Annotated in this window: 17 protein-coding genes and 1 pseudogene; all 18 read right to left on the reverse strand. The window is 26.6% G+C overall.

The window, feature by feature from the left end; translation table 4 throughout:
* Positions 1-347 (reverse strand): annotated as a pseudogene (locus SPM_RS03880) (hypothetical protein); the annotation flags it as partial.
* Complete coding sequence (locus SPM_RS03885; protein WP_004028288.1) at positions 347-550, reverse strand: DUF2649 domain-containing protein; 204 nt, start codon at positions 548-550, stop codon at positions 347-349. The pseudogene SPM_RS03880 and the gene SPM_RS03885, both read right to left, overlap by 1 nt.
* Positions 551-703: 153 nt before the next feature.
* Complete coding sequence (locus tag SPM_RS03890) at positions 704-1,144, reverse strand: DUF3627 domain-containing protein (RefSeq protein ID WP_004028290.1); 441 nt, start codon at positions 1,142-1,144, stop codon at positions 704-706.
* A gap of 176 nt (positions 1,145-1,320) precedes the next feature.
* A complete protein-coding gene (locus tag SPM_RS03895) occupies positions 1,321-1,569 on the reverse strand; it encodes a hypothetical protein (protein ID WP_004027610.1) in 249 nt (82 codons plus the stop codon).
* Positions 1,569-1,718 (reverse strand): hypothetical protein, encoded by a 150-nt coding sequence (locus SPM_RS06435; protein WP_004027793.1) that lies wholly within the window; start codon positions 1,716-1,718, stop codon positions 1,569-1,571. The genes SPM_RS03895 and SPM_RS06435 overlap by 1 nt, the downstream gene beginning before the upstream one ends.
* A gap of 107 nt (positions 1,719-1,825) precedes the next feature.
* On the reverse strand, positions 1,826-1,975 hold the full coding sequence (locus SPM_RS06565) for a hypothetical protein (RefSeq protein WP_155999916.1): 150 nt from the start codon (positions 1,973-1,975) through the stop codon (positions 1,826-1,828).
* A gap of 16 nt (positions 1,976-1,991) precedes the next feature.
* Positions 1,992-2,255, reverse strand: a complete 264-nt coding sequence (locus tag SPM_RS03900; protein WP_004028291.1) for a hypothetical protein — start codon at positions 2,253-2,255, stop codon at positions 1,992-1,994.
* A gap of 191 nt (positions 2,256-2,446) precedes the next feature.
* Positions 2,447-3,445 carry a type I glyceraldehyde-3-phosphate dehydrogenase gene (gene gap / locus SPM_RS03905; RefSeq protein ID WP_004028292.1) on the reverse strand — a complete coding sequence of 333 codons (999 nt, stop codon included), beginning with the start codon at positions 3,443-3,445 and terminating at the stop codon, positions 2,447-2,449.
* A 382-nt stretch (positions 3,446-3,827) separates the two neighbouring features.
* Positions 3,828-4,163, reverse strand: coding sequence for a DNA-directed RNA polymerase subunit alpha C-terminal domain-containing protein (locus SPM_RS03910; RefSeq protein WP_004028293.1), 336 nt, complete (start codon positions 4,161-4,163; stop codon positions 3,828-3,830).
* Positions 4,164-4,282: 119 nt separating this feature from the next.
* Positions 4,283-5,194 (reverse strand): ATP-binding protein, encoded by a 912-nt coding sequence (locus tag SPM_RS03915; protein ID WP_004028294.1) that lies wholly within the window; start codon positions 5,192-5,194, stop codon positions 4,283-4,285.
* 28 nt (positions 5,195-5,222) lie between these two features.
* Positions 5,223-6,470 carry a DnaD domain protein gene (locus tag SPM_RS03920; protein ID WP_004028295.1) on the reverse strand — a complete coding sequence of 416 codons (1,248 nt, stop codon included), beginning with the start codon at positions 6,468-6,470 and terminating at the stop codon, positions 5,223-5,225.
* A 165-nt stretch (positions 6,471-6,635) separates the two neighbouring features.
* Positions 6,636-7,340: a folate family ECF transporter S component gene (locus SPM_RS03925; protein WP_004028296.1), complete on the reverse strand. Its 705-nt coding sequence runs from the start codon at positions 7,338-7,340 to the stop codon at positions 6,636-6,638.
* A gap of 3 nt (positions 7,341-7,343) precedes the next feature.
* Positions 7,344-8,468 (reverse strand): bifunctional folylpolyglutamate synthase/dihydrofolate synthase, encoded by a 1,125-nt coding sequence (locus SPM_RS03930; protein WP_004028297.1) that lies wholly within the window; start codon positions 8,466-8,468, stop codon positions 7,344-7,346.
* Positions 8,469-8,477: 9 nt separating this feature from the next.
* Positions 8,478-11,315, reverse strand: a complete 2,838-nt coding sequence (uvrA, locus tag SPM_RS03935; protein ID WP_004028298.1) for an excinuclease ABC subunit UvrA — start codon at positions 11,313-11,315, stop codon at positions 8,478-8,480.
* Positions 11,316-11,459: 144 nt separating this feature from the next.
* A complete protein-coding gene (locus SPM_RS03940; RefSeq protein ID WP_004028299.1) occupies positions 11,460-11,783 on the reverse strand; it encodes a hypothetical protein in 324 nt (107 codons plus the stop codon).
* A gap of 55 nt (positions 11,784-11,838) precedes the next feature.
* Positions 11,839-12,480: a hypothetical protein gene (locus SPM_RS03945; protein WP_004028300.1), complete on the reverse strand. Its 642-nt coding sequence runs from the start codon at positions 12,478-12,480 to the stop codon at positions 11,839-11,841.
* Positions 12,481-12,503: 23 nt separating this feature from the next.
* Positions 12,504-12,803, reverse strand: a complete 300-nt coding sequence (locus SPM_RS03950; protein ID WP_004028301.1) for a GIY-YIG nuclease family protein — start codon at positions 12,801-12,803, stop codon at positions 12,504-12,506.
* A 6-nt stretch (positions 12,804-12,809) separates the two neighbouring features.
* Positions 12,810-14,342, reverse strand: a complete 1,533-nt coding sequence (locus SPM_RS03955) for an ABC-F family ATP-binding cassette domain-containing protein (protein WP_004028302.1) — start codon at positions 14,340-14,342, stop codon at positions 12,810-12,812.
* Positions 14,343-14,562 lie beyond the last annotated feature (220 nt).

Below are 14,562 nucleotides of genomic sequence, written 5' to 3' on the forward strand. Positions count from 1 at the left end.
TTTTCATCTTCTAACGGATAATTACTATAAATTTTATCTGTTAATAATTTCATAGTTTGTGATAAATAAGTTAAAAGTAAAGTTTTTCCAGTTCCTAATTTACCAATAATAACTGATAATGGATTATCTCAAACAAAATTTACTAACCTAAACGCATTTAACTGATAAAATATGTTTTTTCAAACTCATCATACAAAATAAACACATTGCAAAGCAAACAATAATCAGAATACTAAACCAGTATAATTTAATGAAATTATCCAAAATAATAAATCAATTAAACTAAACAAAATCATTGAACCACTAATATAACAATAATTTTTTAACAAAAATATAAACTTTTTCATTACTTAAAATACCCAACTATTTTAAAAACCATTCATAATAAAAACCAAGTTAAAAATAAAATAACAATCCAAACACCGACCATCAGAGTTAAATATTCATTTTGCGTTAAATTCCAAGTTGTAATACTTTCAACATTTGTTTTATTTATAAACAAAAAGACATGAATAAAAAACTCTTTTAATTTTTCTCAATCATTTTGCATCTTTAAAAACTCCACATTTTTTGAATAAGTTTAAAAAAAAATTCCAAAAAATAAAACGATAAATAATACAAACGATATCACATATAAAAATTCAGGGGCATTTGAACCAATAATATAACTTACAAATTGAACTCAATAATCGTATAAACTCATTTAATTTAAACTTTCTAAGTCATTAATTAATTGTTGTACTTTTTCATCATTTCAATTTATTAAATTACTATTGTTATTAGTTGTTTTTACTTTTTTAGGCTCATTTGAAAATAATGCTTTGTGCATACTTTTAAAATAATTTTGTTTATATTGATTATACAAATTAATTAATTCTGTTCCAGTTAAATATTTTCAAATATGGCGTTTTAAATTTTCATCATATTTTACAATAGGATAAGAATTATCATAAATTAAACCAATAGCTACTTGATCAGAATGTTTTTTACTAAGATAAATAAACTTATTACTCAATCAAAAACCAATATAGCGATTATGATTAGGTAAATTTATAAAACTTGCTTTATTTGTTTCAAAAACTATCAACTCTTTACGAATAAAATAATTTTCTACATTTTGATTTTTCTTAACAAAATTACTCAATTTTATCAACTCCTTAATAAACATTGTTAAATATATAAAATATTAAAAAATTGGCACACTGAAAAATACTATTAAGTTTTAAAGTAATAGTTATATAAAATAAATTAATAAAAAATAAATAAACTAGTGTGCCTTAGTTTTGTTTAAAATAACTTAGAATATAATGTTATATTCTATTAAAATCCTTTAACCATAACACGGAAAAAGTTTAATATCTTAACAATAACAAAAATACCAAATGGAATTAAAATAATTCACGCATCACCTAAAAAGGTCATTAATTGTGGTAATACAGCATAAATTGCTTCTTTAACTTTCATCATTGCTTGTCCTAAACCACTTCAAATCGAACCCATCCCATCTGAAATAGTAGGTGTATCTACTGCTAAAAAATTAATCGCTGTTGTTAAATACATCCCTAACATTATTTTTTATCCTCCTTGTTTTCAATTTCTTTTTTATCTTTTTTCTTACCTCGAATTTGGCGAATTTTTTGATAAATTGACAAACCAATTCAAGCAAAAATACCTAATATAATAACAACACTAAATATTGTCGTTAATCAAACTGGCATAACTTATTCCTCCTAAAAATCTAATTTTCGCGGCACGCTTCGCGTGTTCGCTACGCTCAAAATAAACTATATTGAATAAATTACCGCTAATAAATTACACGGATAATTTATTCATCTTCTTTTTCATTATTAATTACAATATTATTTACCGTATTAATAACATTATCTTTTCCATACTTAATTACTAAGGACCGCAAAATAAAATAATGTTTCTTTTCAATAAAAAATCAACCCCTTTCTGAGTTGATTTGTTGCACTTCACTTACACGATGCCTAACTAAAAGCCAATGTTTTAGCATTTTGTAATAATGAATCAATTCGTAATGACAGTGTTTTATAAGTATCAGCCAAGACTAATTCTAAACGATATGTAAAATCTTCATCAGTAATAACACGGCCATTATTCCGAATTAAAAGAACATTATCATATAATAATTGAATTGGATTTGTTGAATCATGAATTTTTTCTGTATTTAAAACTAACTTTAGTTGATCACGAATATTACTAAAATGCTTTTCTAAAATAGGATTTTTCATTTTTTTTGCTCTCCTTAATTGCTTTAATTGTCTCCATTATCAATAGTAAATAAACCAGCGGATAGTAACGATAGTTTTCTAGATTATTTTTATAAGATTAATTCTTATATAAATATCATAGCATAAGAAATATCTTTTTTAGAAAAATAAAAAAACACTAAAATATTTTTTAGTGTTTTGTATATTTTAAATTAAACTGTAGCAAAGTATAATAATGTACGTACCATTTGTGATACATATGACATTTCATTATCATATCATGCATATACTTTAACTAATTGTTTACCATCACGTTCAATAATTTTTGTTAATGTTGCATCAAAAATTGATCCATGTGTTTCACCAATAATATCTGATGAAACAATTGGTTGTGTATTATAACCAAAAGTTTCTGAAGCTGCTGCTTTCATTGCATTATTAATTTCTTCAACTGTTGTTGTTTTTTTCAATTCAACTGCTAAGTCAACGATTGAACCAGTAATAGTTGGAACACGTAATGCCATTCCATCAAATCTACCTTCTAATTGTGGTAATACTAACGCAACGGCTGCTGCTGCTCCTGTTTTAGTTGGAACAATATTTGAAAAAGCAGCACGTGCTCTTCTTAAATCATCATGTGCTAAGTCCAACAATCTTTGATCATTTGTTACCGCGTGAACAGTTGTCATGTATCCTTTTTCAATTCCAAATTTTTCATCTAATACTTTTGCCATTGGTGCTAAACAGTTAGTTGTACAGCTTGCTCCTGAAATAATAGTATCTTCCTTTTTAATTTCCTTGTGGTTTACATTATAAACAATTGTTTTAACATCTGTTCCTTTTGCTGGAGCTGAGATTAAAACTTTTTTTGCTCCGGCTGTAAGATGTTTTGAAGCACCAGCACGATCAGCAAAGAATCCTGTTGATTCAACAACAACATCAATTCCTAATTTACCTCATGGTAACTCAGTAGGATCTTTTTTGGCATAAACATTTATTTTTTTCCCATCAACAATAATAACTCCTTCTTCTGAAGAAATTTTTCCTCGTTTTCACCCTCCTTGGGCTGAATCAAGTTCTAATAATGTTGCTAAAGTTTTTGCCTCTGTTAAATCGTTAATTGCGACAATTTCAACATTTTTTTCGTCAAATAATCTTCTAAAAGCTAAACGGCCAATACGTCCAAATCCGTTAATTGCAATTTTTGTCATCTACTTTTTCTCCTCTACATATATTTAATACTCTTAGTCTGCAATAAAAACATTGCATACTTACTATATATTTTACAACCTATAGGCCTAATTTGCAAGAAAATTAGAAAATATCCAAATAAAGGTTATCTTATTGATAGGACGCCTCATTTCAAATACTTTATTAAGGAAAAACTTGAACTTGTTAATTGCTTACAATACTAATTAAAACTATTTGTATATCCTACGTAATATTTTATTATTAAACTAACAAATACTGTCTAAAGTTATTAATCTTCATTAATAACTTTTACATCCGTAATTTTATGACTTACATTATAATTATAAAAATATTACACTTGTATTTATAATTTATAATATTTCGTTTTTTCTATCTCCCAATTTAATGTCGAAAGTGTAAACCTAACTCATGCATTTTTTCTTTAATTTCTGTTAATGATTTTTCTCCTAAATTTTTAATATTTTTAATTTCATTTTCTGTTTTTGAAACTAAATCAGATAATCTATAAATTTTTGCTTTTTCTAAACAAATTTGTGTACGTTGCGTAATTTCTAAATCATCAATACTATGATTCAATAATTGATTTCGCTCCGTTTCATCCATTTCTAACCAAATAGTTATTTGTTCTTGAATTTCATTTGAATTATTACCCAGTAAATTTGGAATAGTTCCAAAAAATGTCGTTGTAGTAAATAATAAATTAAAAATTCTTTTCATATCTTGTTTCCCTTTCAATTCTTTAATTACTTCTAAATAATTAAAACATCCTTATTTTTAGAAACCACAATACATATAATCATACTGCTTTTAACAAATGTGGCTAAGAGAAAATCTCCTTAGATTGTTAATTTTTCCACATAGTCCTCATCAGTTCTTCTACTATTTCCTAACAATTCTAATTCTGTTGCTAATCCTCGGGTTCGATCAACAATTCTTAATGCTTTTACTTTGTTAATTTCTTTATCATTAATTTCAGCTTTGACATTTGCATAAATTGTTGTTAAAGCTGTTGTTGTAAAATTTGATGAAAAAAAAGTTGGTAACTGACGACTAATACGGTCATTTAAAATACGAAATAATAAATCATCACGAACTCATGGAGAAACAGTTTCTCCCCCAATATCATCTAAAAATAAGACATCAGCTCCTAATAGAATTTCAACTAAGGATGATTCACTATTAAAAAGATTAAATGATTCTTTTACTCGATTAATTAAATTAATTATTGAAATAAAAGCAACTTTACGATTATTATTTGCTAAAACATTAGCTAAGCGAATTAATAAATAAGTTTTGCCAACTCCTGGTTGGCCATAAATATATAAGCCTTTTTTTCGTTGGCCTTTAACAAATTTGACCATTTCCCCAATAATGAGATGCATATTATTAAAATTTTCATCTTTTTTAATATCATTTAATCGTAATTTTAATAATTCATCACTAAAGTCATAATAAAGATAGTTATTTTTAACTTTATTTTTTTCTTTGATAGCTATTGTATGCTCACATTCAATTCGTGTTAAAAACAAATTATCATTTTCTTTTTTAATATAATATTTATAACCTTTAAATGGTTGTTGGCATAAAGATAAAGATAATGATTTTTCACATTGATGATAATTATTTAAATATTCTTGAAAGAGTGACTCAAACTGTTGATAATTATTAATATTAAACTCAATTTCTTGTAAATTAAGCATTAATTCTGCGTTATTTTGAAGTTGTTTTAACAAATTTAGTTTTGGCATTGCCTCCATCTCTCTTTCATTTTTACTATTATAAATTTTTTAAATCATCTAATAATTGTGGAAGATTAACTTTCTTAATTCCTTGTTCTTGACGTTTTTGTTCATAAATTTTATTATATTCTAATTCAGCCATATTATGCTTAACTGTTTTTTCTTTCCATTGATATGTTTTTGCTTTAATAGCATCCTTTGTAACTTTACTTTTTTGTGTTTTTGCATAAGCACTACGTAAATGCTCCATCGCTTTATCAACAGTATTAATTTGTAGTTGATGAAAAGTATTTGCAATTTTTTCACAATACTTTCTTTCAATTCGATGAGTATTTTTAAATCAAACATATTCAATTAAACAATTAACTACTCCCGGTGTTAATGAATAATTAATAATTAAATCACGAATTAATTCAATCTCAATTGGTGTTGGTTTCTTATTTTCTCGTAGTAAAGTTAAATATTGAATTGGATCAATTGAAACCATTTCATTAATTTTTGCTTCTAACATGTTAGTTGGCTTAATAATATTTTCATCACTAACAATTAAATTTAATTGTTCCCCATTAAGTTGTTTTTTTAATACTGTTTTTTGATGAAAATCAGATAGCAAATGTTGAAATGTCTCATAATTAAAAATTCGTTCTTTGGCAGTTAACTCAATACTTTTGTAAATAAAAATAGCAAGATTATTTGTTAAAACATTATAATAATTTGCTAATTGGATAATTTTTTCACGATATGGTAAGTATAATTTATGATTTGCATTTTTTGATGCTAAGTATTTATCAATATAGACAAAATCAAATGTCATTACTTTATTACTTAATTGGTCAGATAAATCATTAAGATTTTGTTTGTCTTCTTGATTATTAACAATAAATTTAGCTTTAATAATTGCAAAAGATTTTTCTCCTACAATATTTAATAAATAATTACTTAAAATTTGATTTTCAAAAAAATCAATTGCGGAAATTGGTAATTGTGGTTTTAAAATATAATGCTTTCCTTTTTCTCGTTTTAAAATTTTTAATAAGCCAATTGTTTCTAATTTACTTTTTGCTACTAAAAATTCGTCATATGATATTTGTAATAATGTTAAAAGACTATTTAAATGATATTTAGTATTTAATTCTAAGATGAAATCTTGTGCTGTCAAAGCAATATATAACATATGTGCTTTATCGCCAATAATTGGACGATATAAACATAAAAGTAACATACGTTCATCATCTGACAATTGATACTCTTGTTTAATTAAATAAGTAGTTTCCTTTTCCATCATTTTCCCGTTCCTCTTTGTTTAATCATTAATAATATTACAACGAACAATTAATAAGTAAATATAATTTGTTAAAATAATGCTATTAGCTGACTTATCCACAATCTCTTTTAATAAAAATAGTTATAACTATTAAGTTTTTAAAACTTTTCCACATATAAACAATTTTTAACCATTACATGTTTTCTGTTTTTTAAATTTAATTGGTGTTAAAACTAATAATCCTTTCTGTGTACATCATAAAGCAATATTATGACGTGAAATAATTAATTTATATAAAATAGTAAAGCTGGAAATAACCATTGGCAAATAAATTGCCAATTGAATTGGAAACTTAATTGCTCTAACAACAAAAGCCATTGGGAACAGTACTTGTTTCAGACCCGTCGCATATAATCATAAAACATTAAATGCAAATGAAATTAAAGCAAAACTAATTGTATATAAGATAATTGTTTTTAATATTCAAAATTTATCACTTTTAAATAAAAAAACCATACTTCCTAAAAAACCATACAAAGCAAGATTAAAAGCAAAACCACTATGATATGTTCCAGCAATATTTACCAAAGCCCCTAAAGCGTCAGTAGCCAGACCACTTAATACACCAAAAAATGGTCCAAATAACATTCCAATCACAAAAATTAAAAAGTTACCTAATGCTAATTTAATTACTCCTCCTCCCATAAATGGAAATGGAATAGTATAACTAATGACATTTGTTAAAATGACAGATAATGCAATTAATAAACTTGTAATTGTAATTGTTAAAATACTAATTTTTTTTCAATTTTTATAATCTAATAATACTCCAATATAAAATAAAATAGCAATCCCTAACCAAGCACCAATGTTTGTTAATACATATATCATATTTTACATCCTTTCTAAATAAAACTGATAAACTAATGGAATAAAGTATAGCGACCCACAAACTAAAATATTTTTTGTTTTATTTTGCAATAATAATTTTTTCCAATTTTTAATCTTATTCTGCATCTTAATATTATTAATGTCCCATGACATTGGATGTTGAAATTCCGTAATATATAAATCGTTACCAAAATGTTCCTTCAATAAAGTTAAATTTTGCATATAATCTTTTTTTTGGGAAGAAGCATACAATACTAATACTTCATTTCGATTCAAATTATGTAACATTTCAAAAGTATGAATACAGGCACGAATTCCTTCTGGATTATGTGCTCCATCAATAATAAAATATGGATTTTTACTTAATTGGGTAAAACGCCCTAAGATTGGATTTACTTTAAAAAGCTCATAATTAATTTTAAACTTAAAAACTTTTAAAAACTTAATAACTAAACCAACATTAAATTCTTGATAATAATTAATTGCTTGTGGGCAAATTTCGCTTGTAATAATATTATCCAAATCATGATATTTTGCAATCAAATTAAAATATTTTTTACAACTAGCACTAATAAAAAGTTTACAATTGCTTTTTGCAATTCCAACTTTATTTTGAATAATACTATCCAAACTATTGCCTAACACTTCAGTATGTTCATAATCAATTGAAGTTAATAAAACAGCTAATTGATTGTTAAAAACATTAGTTGCATCTAAACAACCACCAATCCCAGCTTCAATAATAGCAATATCAATTTTTTGTTCTAAAAAATATTTAATACAAATTAAAACTCAAATTTCAAAAAAAGTTAACTGATAAGTTTTAATTTCTCCTTTAATTTCTTTGATAATTCGTTTTAAATCATTATCATTAATCATCTTATTATTAATTTTAATTCGTTCATTATGTTTTAAAAATGCTGGTGAAGTAAAAAGACCTACCCGTTTATAATTTAACATCAATTGACGGTGTAAGTAATTTGAAACTGATCCTTTTCCATTTGTGCCAACAACATTAATTACTTTAATTTTATTTTGTGCATCAGCATATTTTTCTGTTAATAATTTTGCCAAATTATATTTTTTTTGAAAAAATGTTGCCTTAAAAAGTTGTTTTTTAACATCCATTGTAACCTCTTACTTTAATAATGGTTTTAGATATTGTGCAGTATAACTAGTATCACTTTTTAAAACAAGTTGTTCTGGTGTTCCTGTTGCAACAATCGTCCCACCACCAATCCCACCTTCGGGTCCTAAATCAATAATATAATCAGCCATTTTAATAACATCTAAGTTATGTTCAATTGTAATAACAGTATCACCATTATCAACAATTTTATTCAAAACCACCAACAATCTTTTAACATCATCAACATGCAACCCCGTTGTTGGTTCATCTAATAAAAATAAAGTTTTACCAGTTGTCCGTTTTAACAAAAAGGTTGATAACTTAACCCGCTGCGCTTCTCCACCAGATAATTCTGTTGCTGATTGTCCTAATTTAATATAACCTAAACCAACCTCTTGCATTGTTGCTAACTTCTGGTTAATTTTTGGTTGCGCCGCAAAAAAATCACAAGCTTGGTCAACTGTCATTTCTAAAACATCATAAATATTTTTATCTTTGAATTTAACTAATAATGTTTCATCATTATAGCGTTTTCCTTCACAAACTTCACAAGAAACATAAACTGTTGGCAGAAAGTGCATTGAAATCTTAATAATTCCATCACCCTGACAGTGTTCACAACGTCCGCCTGGAACATTAAAAGAAAAACGACCTTTTAAGTACCCTCGTGCTTTAGCCTCATTCGTATTCGCAAATAAATCACGAATATCATCAAAAACTGATGTATAAGTCGCAGGATTACTACGTGGTGTTTTCCCAATTGGATCTTGGGAAATATTAATTACTTTATCAATATTATCAATCCCAACAATTTTATCATGTGCACCTGGACGTTCAGTTGCTAAACCTAAATTTTTCTTAATACCCTTTCATAAAATTTCATTCATCAAAGTTGATTTACCACTTCCTGAAACGCCTGTCAAACAAACAAATTTATTTAAAGGAATTGTAACATTAATATTTTTTAAATTATTTTCTCGTGCTCCTTTAATTTCTAATACTAAACCATTACCACCACGCCGTTTTTTTGGCACATTAATTGCTAATTCACCAGTTAAATATTTACCAGTAATTGAATTTGGATTTTGTTTAATATCATCAATGCTTCCTGCAGCGACAACTTCACCACCATTAATCCCTGCACGTGGACCAATATCAACAATATAATCACTAGCACGAATCGTATCTTCATCGTGTTCAACCACAATTAAAGTATTTCCTAAATCACGTAAACTTTTTAATGTTTCAATTAATTTATCATTATCTCGTTGATGTAATCCGATTGAAGGTTCATCTAGCACATACAAAACCCCTGTTAACTGACTGCCAATTTGTGTTGCTAATCGAATCCGCTGGGCTTCTCCACCTGATAATGTTGAAGCATTACGTGATAACGTTAAATAACCTAAGCCAACTCGACTTAAGAAATCCAAACGATTAACTAATTCATTAATAATTAACCGCGCAATTTCTTGTTGTGATTCTGTTAATTTTAAATTTAAAACTTCTTTTAATTCATCCTCAACAGATAAATCAGTAAATTCAGAAATACTAATATTATTAATTTTAACTGACAAAGGAATTTCATTTAACCGCTTTCCTAAACAAGTTCCACACTTTTTATCCGTCATAAATTGTTTATAATATTCACGTGCTGATTCACTTGATGTTTCCGTATAACGACGTTCAATTAACTGCCCTATTCCCTCAATATAATCATATCCCCGCATAATGTTTCCACTAGCTGTTTTTAAATTATATTCAATTGGTTCATCACTACCACGAATCAAATATTCTAGTTGCTCTTTTGTTAAATCACTAACTGGTTGCTCTAACACAATATGATAATGATTAGCTAAAATTTTAAACTTTTGTCATTCAATATTTGTTGTATTAACAATATTTTTTAAATAAATTATTGCCCCTTGTAAAATTGATAATGATCGATTAGGTATCAATAAATCTTCATCAACTTCTAATTTTACTCCTAAGCCTTTACATTCACTACAAGCCCCTGATGGTGAATTAAATGAAAACAACCGTGGTTCTAATTCTGGGATAACAAAACCACAAATACTACATGAATAATTAGTTGAAAAAAGCATTTCTTTTTTTTGATCAACAAAATCAATTTTTACTAATGCATTACCATATTTTAACGCTACTTCAATTGCATCATGAATTCGACTTAATAAATCTGCTGATTCTTTATAAACCAAACGGTCAATAATAATATCAATATTTTGCCGTTTATTTTTATCTAATTCAATTTCTTCATCCAAAGTTTTGATTTCATCATTAACTTTTACCCGAATAAAACTTTCCTGCTTCAAACGTGCAAATAAATCTTTAAAACTACCTTTTTTATCACGAACTACTGGTGATAAAATCATAAATTTTTCACCTTCTGTTAAAAGTTGTTTTAAATTATTTATGATTTCTTTAACTGTTACCGATTTAATAACCCCATGACCATTAATACAATATGGCGTACCAACTCGTGCATACAATAAGCGGAGATAATCATAAATTTCTGTAACTGTTCCAACAGTACTACGGGGATTATGACTAGTTGTTTTTTGGTCAATAGAAATCGCTGGTGATAATCCTTCAATTGCATCAACATCAGGTTTTTCATTTCCACCTAAAAATTGGCGAGCATAACTTGATAGACTTTCAATATAACGACGTCGTCCTTCCGCATAAATGGTATTAAAAGCTAATGATGATTTTCCGCTTCCTGATAAACCAGTAAAAACAACTAATTTCTCTTTAGGTACTTTAACATCAATATTCTTTAAATTATTTTCTCGAGCACCTTTAACAACGATTCAATCTTTTCCCATTTTCTCACCCTCTTAATTAGTTTTTTATAAATTAGCATCATAAAATAATCTTATTTTTAAAAAAGAAAATTATAAATTTTTAACATGTAAAAATGACTAAATCTAAGTTTAAAAAATCTAACATTAACTGTCAGATTAATAAAATTAGTTAAGTTCTGTCACAATTTGACTTACTTTGGTTTCAACAAAATAAGCATATTCTTTAATTAATTCTTCTTGTCCTTCTAAGAAGAATAAAATTTTCATGATTTTTTCTTTTAGGTCTGAAACTTCTTCATCACTACTATAATTTTCAATAAAATAGATTTCAACTAATTGCTCTGCAATTTCTTCATCAGCAACTGATTGTTCATAATAATTATTGTAATTAGCTTCATTTAGAATTTCACCAACAAAATCACGAAAAAGTTTATCATCATTAATTTTAGTTTTAATTTCTAATAATAATTCCTTTAATTCTGGTTTCATAACTTCCTCCCTTGTTTAAACTACTTATATTGTACTATATAAATTAATTATTTGTTTAGATAAATAATTTGTTATATTGTTTTAAATATTGCTCACGATGTTTATTAATTGTAAGCAATTGCTTACTAATTAATGTTTTTTTCGTTAAAAATTCACTTTCTTCAATTTCAAATGGTTTTAAAATTAGAATTACAACATTCTGTAATCTTAATACTAATTCTTGATTATCCAATAATTGAATAGCATTAGTTAATATTTTTTCATAATTAAAGCCTGCTAAAGAATCATTTACGGGGCCAATTAGTTTGGTCGTACTTTTTAAAAGCAATCGTTGTAAGCGATCATATTCATCATCAAAATAGTTTCGTTTAATATAAAACTCAACTTCTTTTTCAAAGTCATTAGTATTTTTTGACTTTTTTCGACGGAAAATATTACGATGATTACCGGTTGTATATCCTTTAGCAACTAAATTTGATAAATCTGTTGTTAAATCAATATTTTCATCAACCTTTACTGTTACAATAAACAAAACTCGTAAGACATAGCCAATAAAAATTTGATTATTTTTATCATTAAAATCATAATATTTTAAAATATCTAAACAAGTCATAATATCATTCCGCAGTGATTCTATTTGATAACAATGATATAGTTTAGTTAATTCATCAACTAAAACTTTAATATTACTATCCATCCTACCCCCGCTTTATGCTCCTATTATGATTTTACCATATCTGACAAAATTACAAATGGTAAATTAATATTATGGTCTTGTAAAAACATAATTTTTTCTAACCGAGATAATTGTTTAAAAGCCGCCTCGCGTTGCATTGCTGCAGAACGGGTTGCATATTCTTCACTATAAATTATTTTAACCGGTCGTCGTTTTGCTAAAGATGTATATTTTGCTCCAGTCCCCATATTATGTTCTTGTTCACGCCGATTTAAATTAACTGTATAACCAGCATAGAGAGTCTCATCAGCACAGAATAAGACATAAAAATAATGTTTTGGCATAATATCTTAAACCATCATTTCAAAATCAAGAACTTTGTCAGCTCAATTAACATTAAAATTAATATCATGAGTTGTAATTAGAACTGTTCCATCAAAGGCTTGAATTGCTTCTAACAATGCTTCTTTGGCTAAAACATCAAGATGGTTTGTTGGCTCATCTAAAATTAGTAAACTACATGGTTGTAAAGATAATGCTGATAACCGAACCTTAGTTTGTTCACCACCCGATAATTTTGTCATCTGATTTTGCATTAAAGTACTTTTAACTCCAAAGTTGGCTAAAATACTTCGAATTCGGCCTTCTTCCAAGTCTGGGTATAAGTTTTTTAAATATTCAATTGGCGTAATATCCATTAATTGTTCAATTTGATGAAAATAAGCAATGAATACTCCATTACCAATTTTTAATGTTCCGCCTAACTTAGGAAGATTCCCCGCTAAAGTATTTAGAAAGGTTGTTTTTCCAATTCCATTATATCCTCGCACAATACATTTTTCACCATCCCGAATGTCAAATGTTAATGGTTTAATTAAAGGAAATTGATACCCTATTGCTAATTGCTCAGCACTAACAATAATTGTACTAGCGGGCCTCTTATATTTAAAAATAAATTTTGGTTTTGTTAATTCATGTCGTTTATCCATTACTTCGATTTTATCAATTTGTTTTTGCCGTGATTGAGCACTTTTTGCTGTTGAAGCACGAGCCTTATTTTTTGCAACATAAGTTTCTAATTTTTTAATTAAGCGTTCTTGTCCTTTTTGCACTTTATCATATTGTTCATTTTTTAATTCACTTAATGCTAAATATTGTTGATAATTACCAACATAGCGGTTAATGCTTAAATTTTCAATAGCATATATTATTTTCGCTACTTTGTTAATAAAGTCAATATCATGTGAAACAACTAGAAAAGCTTTTTCATAATTTTGCAAAAATTTAGCTAATCATTCAACTTGTTCTAAATCTAAAAAGTTAGTTGGTTCATCTAATAACAAAAAATCATTTTCCGATAATAATAACTTTGCTAGAATAACTTTTCCTCGTTGACCACCCGATAATTCTGATAATTTAACATTCAATTTTTCTGGGTCAATTCCTAAACCATCAACTAAACTACGAATTTCCTTATCAATTGTTTCAAAACCATTTTGATCTAAGTGCTCTTGTAATTTCAGTGCTTTAACAAGTTCATCTTCATCATAATTAAGACTCATTTTTTCATAAATTGCATGAATTTTTTCCTCAATTTCAAATAAATGTTGATATGTTAATTTTAAAAATTGCTCGACTGTTAATGTTCCATCTAACTCTTGGTGTTGGTCTAAATAGCCAATTTTTACTCTTGGATGCACTTCAATGTTTGCTTCATCAGGAGTAAGTTTCCCATAAATAATACTTAATAATGTTGTTTTTCCTGTTCCATTTGCTCCAATTAAAGCTAAATGTTCACCTTTATTAATTCGAATTGCTGAATTTTTATAGAGAACTTTTCCCCCGTTAGCATGACTTAAATTTTCAATATTAATTAAACTCATTTTAACCTCAATCCTTTATTCCAAGATATAATTATATCTTATTTTATTGAAAATTAAAATAGCTTATCGCTTTTAACCTCATCTTCTCTTCTTTGGTTAAAAAAATAAAAAGATGAAAGCTAGTTCTGAGTAGTTTTAAATAACTAAGAATTTAGTTTAAAACCTTTTTTGATAGCATCATCTTTAAGTGGAATAGTTACTTTATTGTTTTATATTTTAA

The organism is Spiroplasma melliferum KC3 (assembly GCF_000236085.2).
GTDB classification, from domain to species: Bacteria; Bacillota_I; Bacilli_A; order Mycoplasmatales; family Mycoplasmataceae; genus Spiroplasma; species Spiroplasma melliferum.